Annotated in this window: 22 protein-coding genes; 11 read left to right on the top strand and 11 right to left on the bottom strand. The window is 65.9% G+C overall.

Translation table 11 applies throughout. The features are described from left to right. The 3 genes from AC0L3C_RS18980 to AC0L3C_RS18970 form a co-directional block, all read right to left on the bottom strand. On the bottom strand, positions 1 to 804 hold the full coding sequence (locus AC0L3C_RS18980; RefSeq protein ID WP_456766482.1) for an enoyl-CoA hydratase/isomerase family protein: 804 nt from the start codon (positions 802 to 804) through the stop codon (positions 1 to 3). A gap of 40 nt (positions 805 to 844) precedes the next feature. Next, complete coding sequence (locus AC0L3C_RS18975; protein ID WP_473408689.1) at positions 845 to 1,837, bottom strand: NADP-dependent oxidoreductase; 993 nt, start codon at positions 1,835 to 1,837, stop codon at positions 845 to 847. A 182-nt stretch (positions 1,838 to 2,019) separates the two neighbouring features. Beyond that, a complete protein-coding gene (locus tag AC0L3C_RS18970) occupies positions 2,020 to 2,460 on the bottom strand; it encodes a winged helix-turn-helix transcriptional regulator (protein ID WP_456766484.1) in 441 nt (146 codons plus the stop codon). A gap of 636 nt (positions 2,461 to 3,096) precedes the next feature. On the opposite strand from AC0L3C_RS18970, the gene AC0L3C_RS18965 reads away from it, so the two are divergent. The 3 genes from AC0L3C_RS18965 to AC0L3C_RS18955 all read left to right on the top strand — a co-directional run bounded on the left by AC0L3C_RS18965 (position 3,097) and on the right by AC0L3C_RS18955 (position 8,548). Next, complete coding sequence (locus tag AC0L3C_RS18965; RefSeq protein WP_473408688.1) at positions 3,097 to 6,528, top strand: tetratricopeptide repeat protein; 3,432 nt, start codon at positions 3,097 to 3,099, stop codon at positions 6,526 to 6,528. Positions 6,529 to 6,863: 335 nt separating this feature from the next. Then, positions 6,864 to 7,781, top strand: coding sequence for a sulfite exporter TauE/SafE family protein (locus AC0L3C_RS18960; protein ID WP_063994557.1), 918 nt, complete (start codon positions 6,864 to 6,866; stop codon positions 7,779 to 7,781). Beyond that, on the top strand, positions 7,778 to 8,548 hold the full coding sequence (locus tag AC0L3C_RS18955) for a TIGR02186 family protein (protein WP_473408687.1): 771 nt from the start codon (positions 7,778 to 7,780) through the stop codon (positions 8,546 to 8,548). The genes AC0L3C_RS18960 and AC0L3C_RS18955 overlap by 4 nt, the downstream gene beginning before the upstream one ends. Positions 8,549 to 8,722: 174 nt before the next feature. On the opposite strand, the gene AC0L3C_RS18950 is transcribed toward AC0L3C_RS18955, so the two are convergent. Together AC0L3C_RS18950 and AC0L3C_RS18945 are read right to left on the bottom strand one after the other, a co-directional pair. Continuing rightward, positions 8,723 to 9,496, bottom strand: coding sequence for an MBL fold metallo-hydrolase (locus AC0L3C_RS18950; RefSeq protein WP_473408686.1), 774 nt, complete (start codon positions 9,494 to 9,496; stop codon positions 8,723 to 8,725). 12 nt (positions 9,497 to 9,508) lie between these two features. Next, positions 9,509 to 10,420, bottom strand: coding sequence for a DMT family transporter (locus tag AC0L3C_RS18945; protein WP_473408685.1), 912 nt, complete (start codon positions 10,418 to 10,420; stop codon positions 9,509 to 9,511). A gap of 95 nt (positions 10,421 to 10,515) precedes the next feature. Between AC0L3C_RS18945 and AC0L3C_RS18940 the strand changes: the two genes are divergently transcribed. Then, entirely contained in the window at positions 10,516 to 11,379 is an 864-nt protein-coding gene (locus tag AC0L3C_RS18940; protein WP_473408743.1) for a LysR family transcriptional regulator, read from the top strand. A 241-nt stretch (positions 11,380 to 11,620) separates the two neighbouring features. Here AC0L3C_RS18940 and pdeM read toward each other — a convergent pair whose 3' ends face one another. From pdeM to AC0L3C_RS18920, 4 genes are all read right to left on the bottom strand, one after another. Beyond that, the gene (pdeM, locus tag AC0L3C_RS18935; RefSeq protein ID WP_473408684.1) at positions 11,621 to 12,292 is read right to left on the bottom strand and encodes a ligase-associated DNA damage response endonuclease PdeM; all 672 of its coding nucleotides are present in this window, start codon (positions 12,290 to 12,292) and stop codon (positions 11,621 to 11,623) included. A 53-nt stretch (positions 12,293 to 12,345) separates the two neighbouring features. Then, entirely contained in the window at positions 12,346 to 14,922 is a 2,577-nt protein-coding gene (locus AC0L3C_RS18930; RefSeq protein WP_473408683.1) for a ligase-associated DNA damage response DEXH box helicase, read from the bottom strand. Between the two features lie 95 nt (positions 14,923 to 15,017). Then, positions 15,018 to 16,247 carry an ABC transporter substrate-binding protein gene (locus AC0L3C_RS18925; protein WP_473408682.1) on the bottom strand — a complete coding sequence of 410 codons (1,230 nt, stop codon included), beginning with the start codon at positions 16,245 to 16,247 and terminating at the stop codon, positions 15,018 to 15,020. A gap of 114 nt (positions 16,248 to 16,361) precedes the next feature. Further along, positions 16,362 to 17,288 (bottom strand): class I SAM-dependent DNA methyltransferase, encoded by a 927-nt coding sequence (locus AC0L3C_RS18920; RefSeq protein ID WP_473261121.1) that lies wholly within the window; start codon positions 17,286 to 17,288, stop codon positions 16,362 to 16,364. Between the two features lie 65 nt (positions 17,289 to 17,353). Here AC0L3C_RS18920 and AC0L3C_RS18915 point away from each other — a divergent pair, with 65 nt between their 5' ends. The 5 genes from AC0L3C_RS18915 to AC0L3C_RS18895 all read left to right on the top strand — a co-directional run bounded on the left by AC0L3C_RS18915 (position 17,354) and on the right by AC0L3C_RS18895 (position 22,860). Further along, positions 17,354 to 18,391 carry a ligase-associated DNA damage response exonuclease gene (locus tag AC0L3C_RS18915; RefSeq protein WP_473408681.1) on the top strand — a complete coding sequence of 346 codons (1,038 nt, stop codon included), beginning with the start codon at positions 17,354 to 17,356 and terminating at the stop codon, positions 18,389 to 18,391. After that, entirely contained in the window at positions 18,388 to 20,265 is a 1,878-nt protein-coding gene (locus tag AC0L3C_RS18910) for an ATP-dependent DNA ligase (protein ID WP_473408680.1), read from the top strand. The genes AC0L3C_RS18915 and AC0L3C_RS18910 overlap by 4 nt, the downstream gene beginning before the upstream one ends. A 151-nt stretch (positions 20,266 to 20,416) precedes the next feature. Continuing rightward, the gene (locus AC0L3C_RS18905; protein WP_473261127.1) at positions 20,417 to 20,719 is read left to right on the top strand and encodes a DUF6460 domain-containing protein; all 303 of its coding nucleotides are present in this window, start codon (positions 20,417 to 20,419) and stop codon (positions 20,717 to 20,719) included. Positions 20,720 to 20,741: 22 nt separating this feature from the next. After that, positions 20,742 to 21,476, top strand: coding sequence for an MBL fold metallo-hydrolase (locus AC0L3C_RS18900; protein ID WP_473261129.1), 735 nt, complete (start codon positions 20,742 to 20,744; stop codon positions 21,474 to 21,476). Between the two features lies 1 nt (position 21,477). After that, complete coding sequence (locus AC0L3C_RS18895; protein WP_473408679.1) at positions 21,478 to 22,860, top strand: MATE family efflux transporter; 1,383 nt, start codon at positions 21,478 to 21,480, stop codon at positions 22,858 to 22,860. 91 nt (positions 22,861 to 22,951) lie between these two features. Here AC0L3C_RS18895 and AC0L3C_RS18890 read toward each other — a convergent pair whose 3' ends face one another. Together AC0L3C_RS18890 and AC0L3C_RS18885 are read right to left on the bottom strand one after the other, a co-directional pair. Then, positions 22,952 to 24,049 (bottom strand): quinone-dependent dihydroorotate dehydrogenase, encoded by a 1,098-nt coding sequence (locus AC0L3C_RS18890; RefSeq protein WP_473261133.1) that lies wholly within the window; start codon positions 24,047 to 24,049, stop codon positions 22,952 to 22,954. After that, positions 24,046 to 24,390, bottom strand: a complete 345-nt coding sequence (locus tag AC0L3C_RS18885) for a DUF952 domain-containing protein (protein ID WP_473261135.1) — start codon at positions 24,388 to 24,390, stop codon at positions 24,046 to 24,048. Before AC0L3C_RS18885 ends, AC0L3C_RS18890 begins: the two co-directional genes overlap by 4 nt. Positions 24,391 to 24,679: 289 nt before the next feature. Here AC0L3C_RS18885 and AC0L3C_RS18880 point away from each other — a divergent pair, with 289 nt between their 5' ends. Further along, positions 24,680 to 25,333 carry a S24 family peptidase gene (locus AC0L3C_RS18880; RefSeq protein WP_473408678.1) on the top strand — a complete coding sequence of 218 codons (654 nt, stop codon included), beginning with the start codon at positions 24,680 to 24,682 and terminating at the stop codon, positions 25,331 to 25,333. 93 nt (positions 25,334 to 25,426) lie between these two features. Then, a complete protein-coding gene (locus AC0L3C_RS18875; protein WP_473408677.1) occupies positions 25,427 to 26,173 on the top strand; it encodes a carbonic anhydrase in 747 nt (248 codons plus the stop codon). Positions 26,174 to 26,270 lie beyond the last annotated feature (97 nt).

Here is a 26,270-nt window from a genome sequence, read left to right as displayed (position 1 = left end):
CTAAAGATTCCCGACTTCGCGGCCGAGGTTCAGCTCAAAGTCGCCGGCGGATCCAATGCCTCGCGCGCGCAGCTTCGCCATGCGCTCTGCTGCGCCTGGCCAGCCGAACGTCGTGAAGAAGGTGTCCTGCGTCGCCTGCAGCTGAGCGGGGTCCGGCAGCCCGTGCTGGTTGATCGTCGCTTTACAGGTGCTCAGCGCCTGCTTGTCGAACGACAGGATGCGCCGCACGAAATTCGCGACGAACTCATCAAGCTGGGCCTCGGGGATGGCGCGGTTGATCCAGCCGTATCGTTCGGCGGTCTCCGCATCGAAATCGTCGCTGCCGAGGATGATCTCCATGGCGCGAGAGCGGCCCACCAGGATCGGCAGGCGTTGAAGCGCCCCGCCGCCTGGGATGAGGCCGCATCCTACCTCTGGCTGGCCGAAGATCGCCTTTTCCCTGCTGGCGAAGCGAATGTCGCAGGCCAGGGTAAACTCGCTTCCACCGCCGCGCGCCCGGCCGCGGATCACTGCAATGCTGAGGACGTTACTCTGAGCCAGCTTGGTGGCCGGTTCGATCCAGCGTGGCGCGCCGAACCGGCTGTGGGGCTCGGCTGTGCTGTAGTGAGCGATGAAGAAGTCCGGGTTGGCGCTCTCGAAGGTCACGACCTTCAACGCATCGTCCGCTTCGATCTCCTCCACCAGGTCGTAGAACTCGTCGTAGGTGCGATCGTCGATCGCGTTGATCGGCGGGTTGTTGAAGGTCACGCGCCAATACCCCGGCGTGGACTTGTCGATGCTGATCCTAGCGGGGATGTCGCTCATGGTTGCCTCCGTTCCGCGGACTTGTTGAAGGAGCCTTGCCTCAGGGGACGATGACGAGCTTCCCGCGCGTATGTCGGCCGGCCAGAAGCTCGTAGGCGGCGGCGAGCTGGTCGAAGCCATAGGCCGCGCTCACGGAAGCGCGGATGGCGCCGGTGTCGATCAGGGCCGCGATCTCCGCCAGTTGAGCGCCGTCCGGCCGGGTGAGAGGGCCGTGGAACTCCGCCTTTCGGGCAGCGGCGCGCGCGATGAACGGTCGAACGGCCGCCGAAGCTTGCTCGGCCTCGGGAGGCGGGAAGCCGATTTCGCGATAGCTCTGGGCGTCGGCGGTGCGCACGAGACCGACATAGCGGCCGCCTTCGCGCAGGGTGTCGATGCCACGCTCGGTCAGTGGACCGCACACACCGTCATAGACCACATCGAACGGGCCGGCAGCCTCGAAGCTTTCGGTTGTGTAGTCGATCGTGCGGTCCGCTCCGAGCCCGGCCATGAACGTCTGGCTGTTCGGTCCGCCCGTCGCAACGACGTAGGCCCCGAGGTGCTTGGCGAGCTGGATGGCGAAGGCGCCGACGCCACCCGCCCCTGCCTGGATCAAGATGCTTTCGCCGGCCTTGAGCCGGGCGCGCTCCACAAATGCCTGCCAGGTGGTCAAGGCGACGGTCGGCAGGCTCGCCGCCTCCTCGAACGAAAGGGTGCGCGGCTTGTGGGCCAGGAGATTCAGTGGAACGGCTGCGCGCTCGGCATAGGCGCCGGGACGCCGGTTAGGCAGGCGGGCGTAAACCTCGTCACCTGCCTTGAACGCCGCGCCCGAGGGCGCGGAGACAACAACGCCCGCGACGTCGTAGCCCATCACCTGCGGAAAGGTGAATGGAAAGGCGGCATGGAACAGACCCTGGCGCATGGCGACCTCGACGGGATTCGCACCGGCGGCCCGAACCTCGATCATTGCCTCGTCGGCCCCCGCAACGGGGTCGCTGACCTCCCCGTAGGTGACCACCGAATTGTCGCCGTAGCCGTTGATGTACGCTGCCCGCATTTCATACTCCTCGCGCTAGGTCGCCCGACCTATTAGTCTCATTATTGAACTTTTACTGGCATGAATGGTTGTTGGCAAGCCCTCGTCGCGGCGCCGGCGTGAACCAGAGCGTTTTCGAGCGAAATGGAGGCCGGTTTGCGTGAAGAAAACGCGTCAAACGAGACTCTAGAACCGATAAAGCTCTAGAGGTTGCCGGCCCGAGCCTTCGGCTTGCCCGCGGCGCGCCGGCGCAAGCGAATATCGGCAAGCGTGATCTCGCGCCCAAGGGAGGAGCGGACCTTTATCGGCTCCAGTTCGCTGCCGTCGATGCCGTCAAGCATTCGAATGGGGGGCGGATCGGGCCGGAATAGCCATCGGTCGCCCCATTGGCGAAGTGCGATGATGGTCGCAAAGAGATCCTCGCCCATTTCGGTCAGAACGTACTCGTGCCGCCGCGCTTCCTCGGTGATGGGCCGGCGTTCGAGAATGCCAGAGGCGACGAGTTTCTTCAGGCGGGCGGTCAGTAGATTCCGCGACATCTCCAGCTCCTTCTGGAAATCGTCGAATCGGGTCGTGCCCCCGAAGGCCTGGCGCAGGATCATCAAACTGCCCCAGTCGCCGATGACGTCAACGGAGCGGGCCATGGGGCACTCGTACGAGGCCCAACTTTTCCGCTGCATGGACTGATCTCCTTCGCCGGTGTCGTCTGGGCAGGAATTAAGGCCCGATGCGAGAACCGACAAGGGTGCCACAAACTCCTGCCGCGTGTCCTTGGACGCCGATCGGGATCTAAGTCCAATGCCGCTGACGGTTTGGGTACAGCACCTAGCTCGGCAAATTGTCAGTCATTCCGGGCGGCACCTCGCCTTGCTCCGAGCGTTCGGCCAGAAGTTGCTTTCGGCCTCGTACCAGAAGGTGTCCATTTTCCCGCTGGGCTCGCCGGCACCCTCCAGATCTCATAAGCGCGTTTGCGAACTTCTTCTTCGGTCAGACCAGCCATTCTGAGCCATCCTTTGGTCGCTGAAGTTCCGAGCTGCTAGCACCCGGAGAGTTCCTGGCAATGCAAGATTCCGATCGCATCCGACGGGCTGGGGAGCACAGCGCCCCCGCCCAACTTTAAGACACCGTCAACGGGTTCCTTAACCCGTTATTTACCGTAACAGACAAAAGTCGGTTTTCGAGGCAGACGACCCGCGCCAAATCCGATTGTCTTTCAACCGGCACGCGAGGGGAGACTGGAGGCGCCGGGTGGGGCGCCGGAGTCGGAACCGGACAGAGTCATGAATTCGCGCGTATCGTGGAGTGTTGACGGCATCGATCCATCCGTCCGGGAGCGGGCCGAAGCTGCTGCGCGTCGCGCCGGCATGTCACTCAACGATTGGCTCAACTCCACGCTCGGCGAGACCGCCCCGCCGAACTTTCGCGGACTTTACGACCAGCGTCCGCAAGCCCAGCACGTTCCGAGCCAAGTCCCGAGTCACGTACCAAGTCACGTGCCGAGCCAGGAAAGCCGCGAAGTCGCCGACATCCACCAGCGGCTCGACGCCATCACCCAGCAGATCGAACGAATTTCAAAGCCGGCGCCGCGGCAAGATACTTCGCGGCAGGATTCTTCGCGACAAGACGTCTCGCGGGAGCAGGGCGTTGCGCGTCAGCTCAACGACGCGATCTCGCGGCTCGATGCTCGGCTGTCGCAAATTTCGAAGCCGCAGCAGGCTCCGGCACCGCGACAGGCACCCGTTGAAACGCGCCAGCGCCAAGCCGATGCGGTCGAGCGTGCGGCAGCGCAGGTCTATCGCAGCTCACCGCCCCTGAGCCCCGCTTCGTTCGACGTCGCGGTCGCCGAGATCACGGCACGGCAGAGCGAGCTCGACGGCTTTACGCCCAGGCAGATGCCGCCGCGCGCAGCACCCTCGATCGCGCCTGCGGCAGCTCCTTACGCGCCCCCTGCCTACGCTCCGCCGCCACCGCAGCCGGGGCCGGATTTCTCTGCGCTCGAGCGCCATCTGCTCAAGATCACGAGCCAGATCGAGTCGCTGCAGCGGCCTGACAATACCGAGCAGGCGATCAACAGTTTCCGCAGCGAGCTTGCGGAGATCCGCAACGCCATCACCGAGGCGATGCCGCGCCGCGCGATCGAATCGATCGAGAACGAGATCCGCTCGCTGCATCGGCGCATCGACGAGACCCGCTCCAACGGCACCGACGGTCAGGTCCTGTCCGGCATCGAGCACGCGCTCTCCGAGATCAAGCAGGTGCTCCGCACGCTGACGCCGGCCGAGCAGCTCACCGGCTATGACGAGGCGATCCGCAATCTCGGCGCCAAGCTCGATCTAATCCTGCGCGCCAATGACGATCCCTCGACAGTCCGCCAGCTCGAAGGCGCGATCTCGGCACTGCGCGGCATCGTCTCCAACGTCGCCTCCAACGAAGCGCTGGCACGGCTCTCGGACGACGTGCAGCTGCTGTCGTCCAAGGTCGACCAGGTCACCCGTTCGTCCGGCCAGGGCGACAGTTTTGCGGTGCTGGAGCAGCGCATCGCGGCGCTCACAGCCGCTTTGGAAACGCGCGAGCGCCCTCAGCCATCCGAGAGCAGCGAGCATCTCGAAAGCGCGATCCGCGCCCTGTCCGACCGTTTCGACCGCATGCAGGTCGGCAACGACTCGGCGTCGACCTTTGCTCATCTCGAACAGCGGGTCTCGTATCTGCTGGAGCGGCTCGAGGCCGCCTCCGATCCGCGCAACGGCAATTTCAGCCGCGTCGAGGACGGGTTGCACGACATCCTGCGCCACCTGGAGCGGCAGCAGGCGACCTATTCCGCGCTGGCCGAGAGCCGCAGCTCCGCGCCGCCTGCCGAGTCCGGCATGGTCGATCTGGTCAAGCGCGAGCTCTCCGACATCCGCTTCAGCCAGGCCGAGACCAACCGGACCACCCAGGACTCGCTGGAGGCCGTCCACAACGCACTTGGCCACGTCGTCGATCGTCTCTCGATGATCGAGGGCGATCTGCGCAATGTGCGCACCGCGCCGCCCGCCCCTGCGCCGCAGCCGATGCCGATGTCGATGGCCGCTCCCATGGAGCCCGCGCCGATGGCGCGCGAGCCGCGGCCGCAGCAACAGCAGCACCCGAAATACGATCCGAAGCCCGAGCTGCCCAATCCAGCAGCCGCGCAGGCGGCGCATGCCGCCTTCGCCGCCGCGCCGCGCGAATTCCATGCCGCCGCGCCGGCGGCGCCGCCGCAGATGCCGATGGCACCGCCGGTTCCGCCACGCGCGATCAGCGAAATCCTGGAGCCGCATACGGCGCCACCGCGCGCCGCGCTTGCGCCCGACCTGCCGCCGGATCATCCGCTCGAGCCGGGCACAAGGCCGGGTGCACGCATCGCCACGCCGTCGGAGCGCATTGCTGCGTCCGAAAGCGTAATCAGCGACATCCCGGCCGCGCCCAAGGAGCCGGTGTCGTCGTCGAGCTTCATCGCCGCCGCGCGCCGCGCCGCGCAGGCCGCCGCCGCGCAGCCGACCGAGAAGCCGGCCCGTGGCGCCAAGGCCGCAATCGCCCGCGCCAAAGACAAGGGCCAGGAAGGTGCCTCGACCATCACCTCGAAGATCCGCTCGCTGCTGGTCGGCGCGAGCGTGGTCGTAATCGTGCTCGGTACCTTCAAGATGGCGATGAACCTGCTCGATGGCGGCAGCCCGTCGCCGTCGCCGCAGGCGATGGAGAATTCGTCGCCCGCACCCGCGCCGCAGGCCCCGCCGCCGGTCGAGAACAAGCCCGCCACGCCCGAGCAGGTCACGCCGTCGATGACCTCGCCGACCCCGATCGGGCGGCAATCCCAGAACAATGCCGCGCCGGCGCCCGCCGCCAGTTCGGGCAACTCGGCCTCGGTCGAAATTCCGCCGGTGCCTGCCGCAGCGCCGCAGCCGGCCTCCAGCGACGTCACCGGCGCGCTGTCGGGCACGAGCCGCGCGAAACTCGCGATGATCCAGGTGCCGCCGACCGAAAAGCTGCCTGACGGCATCGGTGGCCCCGGCTTGCGCACCGCCGCGATGAAGGGCGATGCGACCGCGGCCTACGAGATCGGCGTGCGCTTTGCCGAGGGCAAGGGCGTCGCTGCAAACTACGACGAAGCCGCCAAATGGTACGACCGCGCGGCGCAGGCCGGCGTGGTACCCGCCACCTTCCGCCTCGGGACACTCTACGAAAAGGGTCTCGGCGTGAAGAAGGACGCCGACATCGCCCGCCGCTACTACACGCAAGCCGCCGAGCGCGGCAACGCCAAGGCGATGCACAATCTCGCGGTGCTCGATGCCGATGGCGGCGGACGCGGCGCCAACTACAAGAGCGCGGCACTGTGGTTCCGGAAGGCCGCCGACCGCGGCGTCGCCGACAGCCAGTTCAATCTCGGCATCCTCTATGCCCGCGGCATCGGCGTGGAGCAGAACCTCGCCGAATCCTACAAATGGTTCACCCTCGCCGCCGCCCAGGGCGATGCGGACGCAGCAACCAAGCGCGATGACGTCGCCAAGCGTCTCGACCCGCAATCGCTCGCGGCCGCCAAGCTCGCGATCCAGACCTTCAGCGCCGAGCCGCAGCCCGACGACGCCGTCAACGTTGCGGCCCCGAACGGCGGCTGGGACAGCGCCCCGCAGGCCAACGCGAAGCCTGCGCCGAAGCCGGTCGCCGCCAAGCGCGCGGCGTCCGCGGTGCGCTGAGAGCGGTCACTCAACCGTCTCTGACGAAAAATCTGGACTGGTCGTCCTGGCGAAAGCCAGGACCCATTACCACAAGCGATCGTTGTTGGAGGACGGTGTGGCCACAGCCTGCCGCGATAACGACCAGTCGGGATAATGGGTCCTGGCTTTCGCCAGGACGACATGGGAGGAGCCACGGCGCCTCGATCACCCTCCTCACCGCAGCCATTCACCACGCCCGAAATTCCCGGTCCCGCCCGCCGTCGAATTCCGCTATTGAGGGGCGCGGCAATCGTTCTGCCCTCCCGCGAGCATTCCGCGCAATCGATCCGTCTCGCCGGAAGCGTGGTCTCTCGATGCAGCTCTATCTCCCGATCGCCGATCTTCCGGTCAACGTCTTCCTCGTGCTGGCGATGGGTGCGGCGGTCGGCTTCGTCTCCGGCATGTTCGGGATCGGCGGCGGCTTCCTGATGACGCCGCTCTTGATCTTCATCGGCATCACGCCGGCGGTCGCGGTCGCTTCCGTCGCAAGCCACATCGCCGCCTCGTCCTTTTCCGGCGCCCTCGCCTATTGGCGGCGGCGCGCCATCGACCCCGCGCTGGCGAGCGTGCTGTTGTGCGGCGGCGTCACCGGGACCGCGCTCGGCGTGTGGACCTTCACGCAGCTGCGCGCGCTCGGCCAGCTCGATCTGATGATCGCACTGTCCTACGTCGTGCTGCTCACCACCGTCGGCAGCCTGATGTTCTCCGAAGGCCTGCGTGCCCTGATGCGGACCCGGCGTGGCGCGGTGCCGCCTCGACGCACGCATAACTGGATCCATGGCCTGCCGCTGAAGATGCGGTTCAAGCGCTCCAAGATCTACCTCTCGGTGATTCCGGTCGTGATCGTCGGCATCGTGATCGGCTTCATCGGCGCCATCATGGGCATCGGCGGCGGCTTCATCCTGGTGCCGATCATGATCTACCTGCTGCGGGTGCCGACCTCGACGGTGATCGGCACCTCGATGGTCCTGACGCTGGTCACGATGCTGTTTGCCACCCTGCTGCATGCGGTGACAAATCATCTGGTCGACGCCGTGCTGGCGCTGATCCTGATGGTCGGCGGCGTCACCGGCGCGCAGTTCGGGGCACGCGCCGGCCAGAAGATCCGCGGCGAACAGTTGCGGCTGCTGCTCGGCCTCTTGATCCTCTCGGTCGGCGTCCGCTTTGCCATCGAGCTGGTGATCCGGCCAGAGGATCTCTTCACCATCCGCGAGCTGGGAGTGAACGGATGATGCGCGCAGCTCTCGCGGTCCTGCTCGTTGTGCTGCTCGGCTCCGCTGCGCGCGCCGAGCGGCTGATCGTGTCGGTCTCCAACCATCGCGTCACGGTGACGCCGAACTATTCCGGCGAGGAGCTGGTGCTGTTCGGCTCGGTCGAGAAGGACGCCTCTACGCCCGCCGACCGCAAGACCTACGATCTCGTCGTCACCGTGATGGGCCCCCGCGCCGACATGGTGACGCGGCGCAAGGAGCGTACGTTCGGAATCTGGATCAACACCGACTATCGCCAGTTCCTGGAAGTGCCGAGCTATCTCGCATTGTTCGCCAACCGCCCGTTCGACGTCATCACGTCGCCCGAGATCGCGCGGCGCCAGCAGATCGGGCTCAACAACGTGCTGCTGACCCAACGCGTCAGCGGCGACTATGCCGACGTGGTGCCGAACGACGCGTTCCGCTCCGCCTTCATCCGCCTGCGCACCCAGCGCGGTCTCTACCGCGAGGATCCGAGCGCGGTGACGTTCCTGACGCCAACGTTGTTCCGCACCGGCATTCCGCTGCCGGCGGAGGTGCCGATCGGCACCTATGAGGTCGAGATCAAGCTGTTCGCCGACGGCGCGTTCATCGGCAAGACCGAGACCGCGTTCGAGATCGTCAAGGTCGGCTTCGAGCAGTTCGTCGCGACGACGGCGCGGCAGAACGGGCTGATCTACGGCCTCGTCACCGCCGCGATGGCACTGATGACGGGCTGGATGGCGTCGATTGTGTTTCGGAAGGATTGACCTTCGTCATTGCGAGCGCAGCAGCCCAACGAATTCTCCGCCGTCGTCCTGGCGAAAGCCAGGACCCATAACCACAGGCAGTCGTGGTTACGAGGATTCGGAGTTACCACTAAGCGTCAAACTGCTCCCTGGGGTAATGGGTCCTGGCTTTCGCCATGACGACACTGGGGAGAGCTACGGCGCCTGCACCACCGTGGGCACTCCCGGCTCCAGCAATCGCAACCTTGTCCCAAAACCCAGCACATCAAACGTCTTGCGCAGATCCTCCCTGTTCTGGCGGAAGTGCGCCCACCCTTCCGTATGAACAGGCACGATCACCGCATCGGGGAACGCGCGCGCGGTCTCGATGGTGTCGTTGGTGTCCATGGTGAGATGGAACGGCCCGCGCGTTTGCGCGGCGCCGGCGAAAGGCATCACCACGCCGCATTTGAAGCGGCGCGCGACCTCGGCGACGCCGTCGAACCAGGTGGTGTCGCCGCTGATGTAGACCGAGGTTGTATCCTTGCGGCTCGACGTCACCACGAAGCCGATGACATCGCCTGACAGCGGCTCGATGCCGGCCGGGCCGTGACGCGCCGGGGTCGCGGTGATCGTCAGCGAGTTGCCGTCACGATCTTTCAGATGCGCCGTGCCCCACGGCGCCAAACCTCCGACATGCCCGCCGAGGCGCTGCGCGCCGGCCTCGGTGGTCAGCACGCGCTTCACATTTTTGAGAAAGTCGCGGCCGGAATTGTCAAGATTGTCCGAATGCTGGTCGTGGCTGAGTAGCACGGCATCGACCGGGCCGATCGCATCGGCCTTGAGCGCAGGGCCGATCGTCTTCTCCAGCTTCACGTGCGGCAGTTGATAGGCGCCTGGCGCATCGAAGGTCGGGTCAGTGAGCAGGCGAAAGCCATCGATCTCGATCAGCGCAGTGGGACCGCCGATCAGGGTGATGGAAATGGGCATGATGGGCTCCTCTTACGCGACGGATTTGGCGGGCCGCGTCACCAGGTAGATGCCAAGTGCGACCGGGATGATGCCGAGCAGATCGCGTGCCTCGACATGCTCGCCGAGCACGAGATACGCGAACAGCATGCCGAGCGGCGGCATCAGGAAATGATAGGCACTGGCAGCCGTCGCGCCACACACTTTCAGGAGATGAAACCAGAGCCAGTACGCCATGATCGAGCCGCCGAGCACGAGGAAAGCGAAGGCGCCGATCAGGCCCGGCGTGAAGTCCATGGCATGGACGTCAGCGAAGGTGAGCGCGACCGGCGTCAGCACGACGCCGGCGGCGAGATTCTGCACGCCGTTGCCGATCCACAGCGAGCCCTTCGGCGCGAGCAGCTTGAACAGGATAGTGCCGGCGACGAGGGAGGCGAGCGAGGCCAGCGTGAACACGATGCCGTGCAGCGAGTCGGTGCCGACCGACAGGCGGTGCCAGACGATCAAGGTCACGCCGATGATGCCGAGCAGGAGGCCGCTCGCCTTGCGCCAGGTCATGCCTTCGCCGAGCAGCAGCGCCGCGAGGCCCGCCGTGAACACCGGATTGGCCGACACGATCAGGCCGCCGAGGCCGGCGGAAACCGATTGCAGCCCGGTGTAGCCGAGGCCGAGATAGAGCGCGTTGTTGGCGACGCCGAGAACGACGAAGATCGCGGCATCGCGCCAGGACAGCGACCAGTCGTCGCCGCGGGCCAGCGTGGCGCCGAGGATCAGGATGCCGGCCAGCGAGAAGCGCGCGGCGAGCAGGATCAGCGGCGGGCAATGGGTCACGCCGATCTTGCCGGCGACGAAGGCGTAGCTCCAGAGCAGGCAGAACAGCCCGATCGCAAGCGGAAGCGTGTTGAAGCGGCTGCGGGGAATGGCGAGCGAGGGGGTGAGCGACATGACAATCTCCTGAGCCCTCGATCTAGGGAGCCGGCTTGTCATTTGGAAATTAAATGATTAACTTCTAATCAGTGGATTTTCGAATGGAGGCAGCCATGCTCGATCTGGAGCTCCTGCGCAGCTTCGTCTCGGTGGTCGATGCCGGCGGCTTCACCCGCGCCGGCGAGCGCGTCCATCGGACGCAATCGACCGTCAGCCAGCAGATCAAGCGGCTGGAGGAGGATGTCGGCCAGGTGCTGCTGCACCGCGACGGCAAGGATTTGCGCCCCACCGAAGCCGGCGAGCGGCTGCTGTCCTATGCGCGGCGGCTGTTGTCGCTTGCGGAAGAGGCGCGCGACGTGCTGCGCCAGCCGGACGGCGAAGGCGCAATCCGGCTCGGCATTCCCGAGGATTTTGCGGCGTATCAACTGGCAAAGCTGCTGGGGACGTTCTCGCGTTCGCATCCGGGCCTGCGGCTCGATGTGCGCGCCGACCAGAGCAAGAATCTCGCCCGCGACCTCGATCGCGGCGAGCTCGACCTCGCGCTGTTCAAGCGCGAGGCCGGCGCGAAGGGCGCGATCGCGGTATGGCCGGAGCAGGTGCACTGGGTGACCAGCAAGAGCCATCCGATCCACGCCGACGTTGCCTCCGTGCCGCTGATCGGCTTTCCGCTCGGCTGCCTCTACCGCGCCGGCGCCATCCACGCGCTGGAAAGTGCGGGCCGGCCCTGGCACATGTCCTATACGTCATCGAGCCTCGCCGGCATCCAGGCTGCGGTCGCCGCCGGCATGGGCTTGAGCATCCTGTCGGAGATGGCGATCCAGTCCGACCACCGCGTGCTGACCGCAAAGGACGGCTTCGCGCCAATCAACCGAACCGAGGTGGCGCTGATGGCCGCGCCGGGCGCGAGCCCCGCGACCCTGCGGCTCGCCGATCGGCTGGCGGAGTTCTGCGACGACGTGCAGGCGAAGGCGGCGTAAATCGTTGCGATAGTCGCGATCTGCGGCCGCGAGACCGGCATGTTCCCTCCCCCCTTGTGGGGGAGGGTTAGGGAGAGGGGTACCACACGGGGGCTCCCTCGAGGAGCGCGCGCCGCACGAGCGCAGATGGATAGACCTTTTCCTGGGCTACCCCCCCTCCCCCGCCCTCCCCCACAAGGGGGAGGGAGCGCAGCGTGCGCGTGGTGAGAGTGTGTTCAGCCCCGATTGAAGCGATAGCTAATCAATAACACCGTGACGCGGCAATCGCGTGGACGCGGCGGTCGCCGAGCAAATGCGCGACAAAACCGTTCTTCGGAAATATTTTTGCAAACGCCGCGTCGCGGATGCTGAGGCCGCCGGCATAGGCGCCGAAGGCAGGCATCACGGCGCGCATCCCGTCACAGGCAAAACAACGCCGCTCCATCGAACGGCCACGCGCGGAGACGCGAGCCTTGGGATGGAGATGGCCGGCGATCTCGCCGCTCGCGCCGGTCGGTTCGTGGCGGAAGGTGATCGGGCCGATCGCGACTTCGTCGGCGACGGTGCCGCCGAGATCACGCGGCAGCGCCGGATCGTGATTGCCCGAGATCCAGATCCAGTCGCGACCAGCCTGCAAGGCGGCGACCGCGTCGCGATCCTCCGCCGACAGCCGTCCATGCGCGGTGCGATCGTGAAAACTGTCACCGAGCGCGATGACCACGCGCGGATTATGGCGGGAGATGACAGCAGCGAGCCGGCCAAGCGTCGCGATGGTGTCGTAAGGCGGCAGCAGCACGCCGCGCATGGCGAAGCTGGAACCTTTTTCCAGATGCAGATCGGAGATGACGAGCAGGCGCTGCTCTTCCCAGAACAGCGCGCCGGAAAGATCGGCCGCGAACGTCACGCTGCTGATGCAGACATTCGAAACGCGCATGTCCTCGATATCCTCTGAAACCAGCGCGCCTGCCGTCACGTCAAAACCTGCTGTTATCCCATCGCCTCTTTGACGAGCTCGTCGGCGGCTTCGGCCAGGAGCTCGTCTCCAGCTTCGCCATAGACTGACTCGCGGCCGATTTCCAGCATCACGGGGACGGCGAGCGGCGAGACACGGTCGAGTTCCCGGTGCGTGATGCGGCCCTGGATGCGGGTGAGCATGTCGCTGAGTCGGCGCAGATCGAGCAGGCCGGTGGCGGCATCGGCGCGGGCGGCACGCAGCAGCACGTGATCGGCCTGGTGCTTGCGCAAGACGTCGTAGACGAGATCGGTCGAGAACAGCACCTGGCGGCGGCTCTTCTCCTCGCCGGTATGACGGCGCGCGATCAGGCCGGAGATGATCGCACAATTGCGGAACGTGCGCTTCATGAGCGCGGATTCGGCAAGCCAGGCTTCGAGGTCGTCGCCGAGCATGTCAGGGTCGAACAGCGCGTCCAGGTCGATCCTGCCGTCCCGGATCATGGAGGACATGTCGCCGAGCGCCCAGACCGCGATCGCATATTCGTTGGCGACGAAGCCGAGCGGCCTGGCGCGGGCACGCTCCAGCCGGCGCGTCAACAGCATGCCGAGCGTCTGGTGCGCGAGACGGCCCTCGAAGGGGTAGCAGACGATGTAATGCTTGTTGGCGCGGGGAAAACTCTCGACCAGCAGCTCGCGCACCGCCGGTACGCGCGAGACATCCTTTTGCAGCGACAGCCAGTCGCGCACCTGCTCCGGCAAGGCGCCCCACGCGCGCCCGTCATCGAGCAGCCGGCGAACCCGTTCGGCAAGATAGGTCGAGAGCGGAAACTTGCCGCCCATATAGGACGGCACTTTCGGGTCCTTGTCGTTGGCACGCGAGACATAGACCTGGTCCTCGACCAGCGTCTCGTAGCGCACCACCTCGCCCGAGAACACGAAGGTGTCGCCGGGCGAGAGGCCCTCGATGAAGGCTTCCTCGATCTCGCCGAGCAACCTGCCGCCGCGCGCGATCACGCCTGTCGACCCGCCTGCTTTTCCTTGACCTCCACCGCGCGAGCGCACCAGGCGCACCTTCAGCATGTCGTCCTCGACGATGGTGCCGACATTCATGCGGTAGCTCTGCCGCACCTTGGGATTGGCGACGCGCCAGCGGCCCTCCTTGTCCTGCTTGATGCGGGCGAAGCGCTCATAGGTCTTCAGCGCGTAGCCGCCGGAGGCGACGAAATCGACCACGTCGTCGAAATCCTGCCGCGTGAGATCGGCATAGGGCGCGGCGGTGCGCACCTCGTCGTAGAGCTCGTCCGAGAAAAACGGCTCGCCGCAAGCGCAGCCGAGCACGTGCTGGGCCAGCACGTCGAGTGCCCCGATCCGGAGCGGCGGCGTGTCCTGCGCATTCTCGGCGATGGCGTCGATCGCGACGCGGCACTCCAGCACCTCGAAGCGGTTCGCCGGCACCAGCACCGCGCGCGAGGCTTCGTCGAGCCGGTGGTTGGCGCGGCCGATGCGCTGCATCAGGCGCGAGGAGCCCTTGGGCGCGCCGATATTGACGACGAGGTCGACGTCGCCCCAGTCGACGCCGAGATCGAGCGAGGAGGTGCAGACCACGCCACGCAGTCTGCCCGCCGACATCGCATCCTCGACCTTGCGGCGCTGGGCAACGTCGAGCGAGCCGTGATGCAGCGCGATGGCAAGGTTGTCGTCGTTCATGCTCCAGAGGTTCTGGAACAGCATCTCGGCCTGGCTGCGGGTGTTGACGAAAACCAGTGTGGTCTTGTTGGCCTTGATCAGCTCGTAGATCTCGGGAAGCGCATGGCGCGCGCTGTGGCCGGCCCAGGGAAGGCGCTCGCGCGTGTCCATCATCTGGACCAGCGGCGGTGCCGCGCCGCCGGCAAGGACGATGTCGGCCGCCGCTTCCTTGCCGCCGAGCTGCGGCACCAGGAAGCGCGCCAGCGATTCCGGCTCGGCCACGGTCGCCGACAGGCCGATCGCGCGCATCTGCGGTGCCAATCGCCACAACCGCGCGAGCCCGAGCGACAGCAGATCGCCGCGCTTGGACGTCACCAGCGCATGCAGCTCGTCGAGCACGATGCGCTTCAGCGAGGAGAACAGGAATGGCGCGTCGTCGGAGGACAGCAGCAGTGCGAGCTGTTCCGGCGTCGTCAGCAATATGTCAGGCGGATAGCGCCGCTGCCGCTGCCGCCGGGACGTCGGCGTGTCGCCGGTGCGGGTCTCGATCTTGATCGGCAGCGCCATCTCGGCGACCGGACGCTCGAGGTTGCGTGCGATATCGACCGCGAGCGCCTTGAGCGGCGAGATGTAGAGCGTGTGCAGGCCGCCGGTGCGTTGCAGGGTGCGGCCGGTGGAGATCACCGATTTCGCCGAAGCTTTGGGCGCAGAGCTCAGCTCCACCAGCGTCGGCAAAAACCCCGCCAGCGTCTTGCCGGCGCCGGTGGGAGCGATCAGCAATGCGGAACGGTCCTCGCGCGCCTTCTCCAGCAGCGCCAATTGATGCGCGCGCGGCGACCAGCCGCGGGCCGCGAACCACGCCTTGAAGCGGTCGGGCAATAGCGCGGCAGGCTCGGCCGGGATTTTGCGGATGCGGGGCGGCACGGCAGCACAGGTAAGCCGTGGGGGTGGGTTCGTCGAGGGGGTGTACTTCCCCTCTCCCCGCCCGGGGAGAGGGGAAGAGACAGCGGTGCGCCCCCCTACTCCGACATCGGCTTGTCGGAGATGTCCCAGTCCTTGCCGGTGAAGGTGGAGATGAAGAGCGTCTTCATCGGCGTGTAGTTCTCCGGCGTGTAGCTGTAGGTGACGCCGTCGAGGAAATAGGGCGAGTGGAAGCCCGCGAGGGTCGAGGCCTGCTTCAGCACGTTGGCGCGGGTGAGCTCGTCGCCGCAGCGGCGCAGGATCTCACCCATGGTGACGGCCTGGCCGTAGCCGGCGAAGGCGATGGTGTTGTCCTGATCGATCGCCGGCGTGTACTTCTTGCGCAGCTCCTCGAACGCCATCACGTCGGGGTCCTTCTCCCATTTGGGCAGGCCGACCTCCTTGTTGTAGCGGATGGCGACGATGCCGGCGGCGTTCTCCAGGCCCGCGGCATTGAGGATCGAGCGGCCGGTCGAGCCGGCCGACAACAGCTGCAACGGCTTCCAGCCGAGCTCGGCCACTTTCCGGATCGACTGCGACGACGCCTTGCCGGTGGAGATGTTGTAGAAGACGTCCGCACCCGATTTCGAGAGGTTGATGAGCTGGGAATCGACCGTCGGATCGGTCAGATCGTAGGTCTGCTCCATGATCACCTTGGCGGTGCCGCCGGCGTCTTCCAAGACCTTCTTGAAGGGGCCGAGGAAGTCGCGGCCGAAATCGTCGTTCTGGTAGAGGATGCCGACCTTGGCATTCGGCTTCACGCTGACGACGTGCCGCGCCAGGATGCGCGCCTCGGTCGGATAGAGCGGCAGGCCCGCCATGGTCCATTTGAACTCTTTCGGGTTATTCCACTTCGACGCGCCGGTGTTCAGCAGCAGCTGCGGCACGCCCTTCGAGTTCAGGTATTTGTGCACGGCGGTCTGCGGGGCGGTGCCGAGCGAGCCGTAGAGCGCGAGCACCTCTTCCTGCTCGACCAGGCGCCGCGTCGCCTCGACGCATTTCGGCGCGCTGTAGGCATCGTCCATGGTGAGGAATTTAACCTTGCGTCCGTTGATGCCGCCCTTCTCGTTCAGCATCTGGAAATAGGCTTCGCCGATGCGCCCGAGCACGCCGTAGAGCGAGCCGGGGCCGGAATGCGGCACGGTCTGCCCGATCTTGATCTCGGTGTCGCTGGCGCCGGCATCGTATTTCTTCTCCGCGGCCCAGACGGAGGGCGCGGGCAAGGTGGATGCCGCGATGGTCGCGAGCGCGGCGGCGCTGAAATCGCGCCGCGATGGATTCTTCGTCATTGTTTGTTTCTCCCTAGCCAGGACATTGTGCTGGCATCGCGGCAGGTGTCGCAAGTGGGAAGTCACGGCTTTGCGACGCAATGACGCTTAAAGCCTCGCGTATAGCGCCTAGACTCAAGTTTTCTCGGCGACCACGACAAGGCCGCGCACCGGCTCGTTGTTCTCGATGCGTGGCGAGGCCCGCTCCAACGTGAGGAGCTTGAGGCCGGCCAGCGCCATCGCATCGCGCACATATTCCGCCGAATGGGCATAGCGCAGGCCTTCGCCGAGAACGATGCCGCTGCCGTCATGGGTCTCCAGCGTGAACGCAAGCACGCCACCGGGCGCGAGCACGCGCCTGGCCTCACTGAGCACCGGCGCGAGATCGGGGAGATAGACGAACGCATCGGCGGCGACGACGAGGTTCGCGCTCGCATCGCCCTTGCCGCGCAAGCCTTCGATCATGTCGGCAACTTCGAGCTCGGCATAGAGGCCGGTGGCTCGCGCCTCCCTGACCATGCCGGGCGACAGATCGATGCCGATGAACTGGTCGACCTGTTTTGCGAAGGCGGCGGCCGCAAGCCCCGTCCCGCAGCCGAGATCGATGCCGCGCTTGAACAGGGCGGGCTTCTTCGCGGCGACGCGGGCAGCCACCACGGCTTTGAAGATCAGCGACGGGGCGCGATAGCCGAGATCGTTGATCAGCACTTGCTCGAAGCGCGGCGCGTATTGATCGAACAAGGCCTGCACATAGGCCTTGGGCATCTCGGACAATTGCGCGTCGCCGAGGCGCATCAGATGCAGATGAGCGCCGTGCTGATCGCTCGGATCGGACTCGCGCGATTTGCGAAAGGCCGCAATGGCCTTGTCGCGCTCGCCGAGTTGCGCGCGGATTTCGCCGAGCGTGAACCAGGCCGAGGTGAAATTCGGCGCAAGCTCGATGGTCTGCTCCAGCAGGTCGGCGGCGGCCGCCAGATCGCCCTTGAGCTGGAGATCGCGCGCGAACTCGAAGCGGCGGTCGGCCATGAGGTCGCCGGAGGTCAGGAACAGGCGCAGGGGCATTGGGGGAACCAGGGAACGAAGCGGTGATGACTCGAAGATGCGGGGTCGCAACCTATATAACAGGCATGCGTCCGCAAGACATCCTGCTGCCAGTTGCCGCCGGCCTATGCTGCAAGCCCGGCGGCTTCCATGTCGACCCTGTCCGGCCGGTGGAGCGGGCCGTGATCACCCACGGCCATTCCGACCACGCCCGCGCCGGCCACGGCGCGGTGCTGGCGACGCAGGAAACCCTGGACATGATGCGGCTGCGCTATGGCGAGAATTTCGCCGGCTCGACGCAGGCGATCCGCTATGGCGAGGAGATCCGGCTCGGCGATGTCAGCGTGAAGTTTCATCCGGCCGGTCATGTGCTCGGCTCGGCGCAGGTCGCGGTCAGCTGCAAGGACACCTGCATCGTCGCCTCCGGCGACTACAAGGACGCGCCAGACCCGACCTGCACGCCGTTCGAGCTGGTGCCATGCGACGTCTTCATCACCGAGGCGACGTTCGGCCTGCCGGTGTTTCGCCATGGCGATGCGGCCGACGAGGTCAAGAAGCTGCTGGGGTCGGTGGCGCTGTTTCCCGAGCGCGCGCATCTCGTCGGCGCCTATTCGCTCGGCAAAGCCCAGCGCGTGATCGCGCTGCTGCGCCAAGCGGGTTACGACGCGCCGATCTATCTGCATGGCGCGATGGAGAAGATCACGCATTACTATCAGAGCCGCGGAATCGAGCTCGGCGAGCTGCGGCCGGTGAAGGGGGTGAAGAAGGCGGCGCTCGCCGGCACCATCACGCTGGCGCCGCCCTCTGCGACATCCGATCTCTGGACCCGCCGGTTTCCCGATCCCGTCACGGCATTCGCCTCCGGCTGGATGCGGGTGCGCGCCCGCGCGCGGCAACGCGGCATCGAGCTGCCGCTGGTGATCTCGGATCACGCCGATTGGGACGGCCTCACCGCCACGATCGCAGCGACCGGCGCCGGCGAGATCTGGGTCACCCACGGCCAGGAAGACGCGCTGGTGCATTGGTGCCAAAGCAGGGGTTTGCGGGCGCGACCGCTCGATCTCGTCGGCTATGGCGACGAGGAGGAGACCGAGACGCCGCTCGCTGACGAGGCCGAAGCATGAACCGCTTCGCCGAGCTTCTCGACCGCCTCGCCTACGAGCCCGGCCGCAACAACAAGCTGCGGCTGATCACCAGCTATTTTCGCGAGGTCGCCGATCCCGACCGCGGCTATGCCCTGGCGGCGCTGACCGGCGCGCTCAGCTTCAAACACGCCAAACCTTCTCTGCTGCGCGATCTTATCGCCCAGCGAACTGACCCGGTCTTGTTCGGTCTATCCTGGGACTATGTGGGCGATCTCTCCGAGACGATCGCGCTGATGTGGCCGAAGCGCAGCGCAAACAACGGCGAGTCTTTTCCGAGCCACCCCTCTCCCCCGCCCTCCCCCACAAGGGGGGAGGGAGCGCAGTTGCGCGCGCCGCTGTCAGTGAGCGCGACAACTGACAACCATTCCCAAAGTGATGGACGCACGGCTCTCTCCGTTCCCTCCCCCCTTGTGGGGGAGGGTCAGGGAGGGGGGTACTCCGGGCGAGATGCTGGAGAGTCCTTCCGCCCGCGCAACCACAACAACCCGCCGCCGCCGACGCTGACCGAGGTCGTCACCACGCTGCGCACGCTCGGCAAGACCGAGCTGCCGAAGCAGCTCGAACGCTGGCTCGACGAACTCGATGAGACCGGCCGCTGGGCGTTGTTGAAGCTCGTCACCGGCGCTCTGCGCATCGGTATCTCCGCGCGCCTGGCCAAGACTGCGGCCGCGGCGCTCGGCGACAAGGACCCGCATGACGTCGAGCTGATCTGGCCCGGTCTCGCGCCGCCTTATCTCGACCTGTTCGCCTGGCTGGAAGGCCGCGGCGACAAGCCGGTCAATCGTGATCCCGCGCCGTTCCGTCCCGTGATGCTGGCGCATGCGATCGAGGACACCGATTTCGCCGCGCTCGATCCCGCCGACTACATCGCCGAATGGAAATGGGACGGCATCCGCGTGCAGGCGGTCGCCGGCCGCGACGAGCACGGCCACATCACCGCGCGGCTCTATTCGCGCACCGGCGAGGACATCACGGGCAGCTTTCCTGACCTCGTGCCGTCGCTGCGGCTACCCGGCGCCATCGACGGCGAGCTTCTGATCCTGCGCGAAAGGCGCGTGCAGAGTTTCAACGTTCTGCAACAGCGGCTCAACCGCAAGGTCGTGTCTCCGAAGCTGATCAAGGAGTTTCCGATCCATCTGCGCGCCTACGATCTGCTCGGCGACGACGAGAACGATTTGCGCGAGCTGCCGTTCGCGGAGCGCCGCGAGCGGCTGGAGACCTTCATCGGCAAGCTTGACGATCCCCGCATCGATCTCTCGCCCACCGTGCCCTTCGCAAGCTGGGAGGCACTGACCGCAGCACGCGCCGATCCAGCGAGCGCCGGGGCGGGCGAAGACGCGGACGCCGTCGAGGGCGTGATGCTGAAAAGGCGCGATGCACCCTATCTGCCGGGACGGCCGAAGGGCCAATGGTGGAAGTGGAAGCGCGATCCGCACATCATCGACGCCGTGCTGATGTATGCGCAGCGCGGCCACGGCAAGCGCTCGTCCTACTATTCCGATTACACCTTCGGCGTCTGGACCGCAGGCGCGGGCAGTGACGAGCTGGTGCCGGTCGGAAAAGCCTATTTCGGCTTCACTGACGAGGAGCTGCTCCAGATCGACCGCTTCGTGCGTCGCAATACCACCGAAAAATTCGGCCCCGTCCGCCACGTCGTGCACGAGCCCGACAAGGGCTTGGTGCTGGAGGTCGCCTTCGAGGGGCTGCAGCGTTCGCCGCGGCACAAATCCGGCGTCGCGATGCGCTTCCCCCGCATCAGCCGGCTGCGCTGGGACAAGCCGCCGCGCGAGGCCGACCGGCTGGAAACGCTGGAAAAGATGCTGAAAGCGGAGGCGGCGGAGATTGAGGCCTAGCCGGATTATTGCCCGCGCGCAGTCAAGACGGTGGCGCGCGGCACGTGATTGCCCGAATTAAAGTCCCGTAAGCTGATTGACGGCCCGTTGCGGGTTCCCCATGTGCCTCGCCGTGCCCTATAATGGGGTCGAATCCGCTGAGGAGTTTGAGATGGTCCAAGACGTCAGAGATTTGCCGGCCGGCCGCAGTGATGGCCTGAACCGCTTTCTCGGCGGCTCGCCGCTGGCGGTCGCGTTTCGCCTGGTGCTGCTCTCGATCCTCGTCGGCGTCGTGCTGGCGGCGATCGGCTTCGATCCCTGGAATATTCTCTACAGCATTCGTCTCCTGTTCCAGCGGTTGTGGGATCTCGGCTTCGATACCGTGAACTGGCTGTGGCGCTACTTCCTGCTCGGCGCTGTCATCGTGATCCCGATCTGGCTGCTGATGCGCGTTTTCGGCACGCCGCGCAGATAAGGATTTTGGGAGTTCGCGGCCGATGCAATTGCGTTTTGTCGGCTGCGGCGACGCCTTCGGATCCGGCGGCAGGCTCAACACCTGCTTCCACGTCTCGGGGCGCGAGGCCAACTTCCTGATCGATTGCGGCGCGTCGGCTCTGCCGGCGCTGAAGCGGCTCGAGATCGACTGCAATGAGATCGATCTCATCCTGATCACGCATTTCCACGGCGACCATTTTGCCGGGCTGCCGTTTGTCCTGCTCGACGCACAATTCTCGCGGCGGACGCGGCCGCTCACGATCGCCGGCCCCAAAGGCATCGAGACGCGGCTGCGTGCGGTGATGGAGGCTCTGTTCGAGCACTCCTCCAAGACGAAACAGCGCTTCGAGCTGTCCGTCGTCGAGCTCGCGCCCGAGCAAAGCCAAAGTTTCGGCGCGGTGACGGTGACGCCCTACCCGGTCGTGCACGGCGAATCCGGCGGACCGTTCCTCGCCTATCGCGTCGAAGCGGAAGGCCGCACGCTGGCCTACAGCGCCGATACCGAATGGACGGAGACGCTCATTCCGCTGGCGCATGGCGCCGACCTTTTCATTGCCGAAGCCTATATGTACGAGAAGGTGGTCAAGAATCACCTCAGCCTGAAGACCTTGGAACAGCACCTGCCCGAAATCGGCGCAAAACGCCTCGTGCTCACCCATATGAGCGACGACGTGCTGTCGCGCCTCGACGACATCGCCCACCTCGCCGCCGAAGACGGCATGGTGCTCGTGTTCTGACATGCACGCACCCGTTCACTTGAAGATCGGTTCCCGTCAGGTCTTCGCCATCGCGGGCCCCGCGATGGTCGCGAATCTCACCACGCCGCTGATCGGGGTGGTCTCGACCACCGCGATCGGACGGCTGGACGACGCCGCGCTGCTCGGCGGCGTCGCCATCGCGTCCGTCATCTTCGATTGCCTGTTCTGGCTATTCGGCTTCCTGCGCATGAGCACGCTCGCCTTCACGGCGCAGGCGCTCGGCGCCGGCGAGACGCGCGAGCTGACCGCGATCCTGGTGCGCGGCTTCATCGTCGCGGGCCTGATCGGCATCGCCCTGATCGCGCTGCAACTGCCGCTGGCCGCCGTGCTGCTCGACCTGATGGGCGGCAGCGAAGGCGTCACGCGCGCGGCTAAAACCTACTTCGTGATCCGGATCTGGTCAGCGCCGCTGGCGCTCGCCAATTACGTCATCCTCGGCTGGCTGGTCGGCCAGGCTCGCGCCAATCCGGCGCTCGCGCTCCAGGTTGTCATCAATCTCGTCAACGCGGCGGCGACGATCCTGCTGGTGCTGGTCTACGACACCGGCATCGCGGGTGCTGCGATCGCGGCGCTGCTGTCTGAAGCGGCCGGATTCGGGCTCGGCATGATCGTCTGCCGCCGCTATGCGGTGGGCGGGTTCGCGGTGCCGTACGCGGAGCTGTTCGACCGGGCCAAGCTGATGCGGCTGCTGGCGGTGAACTCCGACATCCTGATCCGCACCGCGGCGCTGATCGCCGTGTTTCTGTTTTTCACCGCCAAAGGCGCGCGGGCTGGTGACGTCACGCTGGCCGCCAATTCCGTGCTCAACAACTTTCTGCTGGTCAGCGCCTTCTTCCTCGATGGTCTTGCCAACGCAGCCCAGCAGCTTTGCGGCCGTACGCTCGGCGCACGCGACGCCAGGGGATTTGCGGATTCGACCCGGCTGGTGCTGCTATGGGGGCTCGGCTTCGCGCTGGTCGTGTCCGCGCTGTTCGCGCTGTTTGGGCCGAACTTGATCGATTTCATGACGGCGAGCGAAGCCGTCCGTCGCGGCGCGCGGGAATTCCTGCCGTTCGTCGTGCTTGCGCCGATTCCCGGCGTGTTCGCCTTCGGCTTCGACGGCATCTATATCGGCGCGACCTGGGCGCGCGAGATGCGCAATCTGATGCTGGCCTCGCTCGCGATCTTCCTCGCCACATGGTGGGCGCTGCAATCGTTCGGCAATGCCGGACTGTGGAGCGCGCTGATCGCCTCCTACGTCTCGCGCGGCGGCTTGCAGGCCGCGCGCTATCCGGCGCTGTACAGGAAGACGTTTCTTTCTTCTCCTTCTCCCCGCTTGCGGGGAGAAGGTCGGGATGAGGGGGAGTCTCGGCAGGAACGGTGAGAGTGGGACTCGCGGAGAGTCCCCCTCACCCGGATTGCATCTTCGATGCAATCCGACCTCGCCCCGCAAGCGGGGCGAGGTGAAGAAAACTCTACATCCCCGGCCAGTCTTCCGCCGTCAGCGTCGCGGCGTCGGAGCCGACGATCTCGGAGAGAGAATCCCGCCCGGTGCGCAATAGGGTCGAGGTGAGGTCGCGCTTGATTTCGTCGACGAGGCCGAGGCCCTTGTAGACCAGCGACGAATAGAGCTGGATCAGACTCGCGCCGGCGCGGATCTTCGTCAGCGCGGCGCCGCCCGAGTCCACGCCGCCGACGCCGATCAGGGGGAATGCGCCCTCGACGCGCACATAGGTCTCCGCAACCATCCGCGTCGACAACCGGAACAGCGGCCGGCCGGACAGGCCGCCCTGCTCCTTGGCGCGCATCTCCTCGCGCAGCGTGCTCGGCCGCGCGATCGTGGTGTTGGACACGATCATGCCGTCGACCCGGCGCGAGCGCGCGACCTGCACGACGTCGTCGAGTTGGGCGAGGCTCAAATCTGGCGCGATCTTGAGCAGCACCGGCGTGTCGCCGGCGCTCGCGCGCACCCGCTGGCGCGCGTCGATCACCCTGGCGAGGAGATCGTCGAGCAGCGCGCCTTCCTGCAGATTGCGCAGGCCCGGCGTGTTCGGCGAGGAGACGTTGACGGTGAAATAGCTCGCGACCGGCGCAAAGGTCTCGATCAGCTTGACGTAGTCGTTGACGCGATCAGGCGAATCCTTGTTGGCGCCGACATTGACGCCGACGATGCCGCCGTGCTGCGCGCGCGCCGCAAGCCGGCGCAGGGCTGTCTCCGCGCCGTCATTGTTGAAGCCCATGCGGTTGATCACGGCCTCGTCGCGCTCCAGACGAAACAGCCGCGGCCGCGGATTGCCGCTTTGCGGTTTCGGCGTCACCGAGCCGATCTCGACAAAGCCGAAGCCGAGCCGCAGCAGCGCATCCGGCACTTCGGCACTCTTGTCGAAACCCGCTGCCATGCCGATCGGATTGGGGAAGTTGAGCCCGAACGCACGCACCGCAAGCTTGGGATCGTCAGCGTGCGGCTTGCCCGGCGGCAGGAAGCGCAGGCCCTGGATCGCGAGGCGATGCGCATCTTCCGGATCGAGCCAGCGCAACACCGGCAGCGAGAGAGCGTCAAAAGCGCGGATCACGGGGCAAGCTCCGGAACGTCGTGGCCGCCGTCAGAGCGCGTGTTGAGGTTGATCACGGCCATCACCGCGCCGAGATCGAGCTCGCCATAGAGATGCGGAAACAGCTCCTCATTGCGCGAACGCTCCCAGCGCAATGCGCTGCCGAGCGCATCGCCGTCGACCTCGACCAGGAACAGCGCGCGCTGCCCAACATAATGCTTCTGCAGAGTTCCGGGAACCTGGGCCGCGGTCGAGAAATGGATGAATCCGTCGCGCGAATCGTCCGCGCTGCCGCGGTAGACGCCCTGCCGTTCCGCCTCGCGCCAGGCCGAGGCCGGACAGATTTTGTAGATCTTGACCACCGCTTACGCAGCCCTGTTTGCTCGTTGAGTCTTTTGGGGTTTTTGGGTCGTGCGGGTCCCTGAAACCCGGGCGCGACCGTAATGGCCGCCCCCTCCGAACTCAAGACTTAGAGCCATTTCCGTGCCGATGAAATCGAAGCGAGTTCGAAATTCCTGTTTTGACGCATTTCCTGGCGCGAACCGGTAGCCGGTTCGCTTGAAAACACGCTCACCGCGCCCCTTGCGCAAAAAGCGGAAAACCGGTTGATTCGAGGATAGTTTTCCTGAGTTGCGACGGGCTGGACCTTCCATGGTCAGGCAAGCCAAAGCGCAGAGGATGCTCACTCACGACCAGATCTGGGGCGCGCTGGATCGGCTGGCGGCGCGCGCCGGCTTGTCGCCGTCGGGCCTCGCCAAGCGCGCCGGGCTCGATCCCACCACCTTCAACAAGTCCAAGCGCGTCACCTCCGACGGCCGCGAGCGCTGGCCTTCGACCGAATCGATCGCGAAAGCGCTGGCAGCGGCAGATTCCTCGATCGACATTTTTGCCAGGCTGGTCGGCGGCGAGGCAGACGGCGGCCGCTCGGTACCGCTGCTCCGCTTCGCGCTGGCAGGCGCGAGCGGCGCCTTTGACGAGTCCGGCTTTCCCATCGGCAAGAGCTGGACCGAATTTGCCCTTCCCGCCGCCGAGGACAACAACAGCTTCGCGCTGCAGATTTCCGGTGAAGCGCTTGCGCCCGCCTATCGCGACGGCGACATCATCCTGGTCACGCCCGGCGCGCCGATCCGCAAAGGGGATCGCGTGGTGGTGAAGACCAAGGCGGGCGAGGTGACGGTGGCGACGCTGCTGCGCCGCACCGCAAAGACTCTGGACTTGCAGCCGCTCGATGCCTCCCAGGCCGAGCGCAGGATGGCGGCGAGTGAGGTCGGCTGGATCGCGCGGATCGTGTGGGCAAGCCAGTGATCGCGTCTCGCCTGCCAGCCTTGCGACTCAGCATCTCTCTCGCATAGGTTGCCGCCACTCATTGCCGAGCAAATTCATGTTAGGGGGAATACGATGGATCGCCGTCACGCATTGAAGGCGCTCGCGGGCCTTGCGCTTTGTCCGCTCTGCAAGCCGGCCTTCGCCGCCCAAGGTACGCATTGGAGCTATGAAGGCGCCGGCGCCAAATGGGGCGATCTCGACGCGGCCAACAAGGCCTGCGCGGTCGGCCTGCAGCAATCGCCGATCGACATCGAGGCAACGGTCAAATCGCAACTGCCCGCGCTGAAGCTGAACTGGGGCAAGAGCGCCGACACCATCGTCAACAACGGGCACACGATCCAGCTCAACTTCACCGAGGGCAGCACGCTCACGCTCGGCCACGTCAAATACAAGCTGCTCCAGGTGCATTTCCACCGGCCGAGCGAGCACATGATCGGCGGCAAGAATTTTCCGATGGAGGCGCATTTCGTCCACCGCAACGACGCCGGCGGGCTCGCCGTGGTCGGCGTGCTGATGGCCGAGGGCAAACCGAACCCGGCCTTCGGCAAGATCGTCAAGACGATGCCGGCCGCGGAAGGCCCCGCCGTGAAAGCTGACGCGGCCATCGATCCTCACGCCATGCTGCCCACGAGGCTCAGCTACTTCCGCTATCCCGGCTCGCTGACGACGCCGCCCTGCTCGGAAGTGGTCGAATGGCTGCTGCTGACCGACCCGATCCAGGTGTCGGCCACCGACGTCGCCGCATTCGCCAAGCTCTATCCGATGAACGCGCGCCCGGTGCAGAAGGACAACCGGCGCTACGTGCTGCGGTCGATCTGAGCTGCGGCTCCATCAACACCGTCGTCCCGGCGAAGGCCCTAGGGCATGCACATATCTCTAAGGCTCCATCCTGCTGCAACGGCGTGGAAGTATTCGA

The organism is Bradyrhizobium sp. WSM4872 (assembly GCF_055811715.1).
This window is presented reverse-complemented; position numbering and strand designations above follow the sequence as displayed.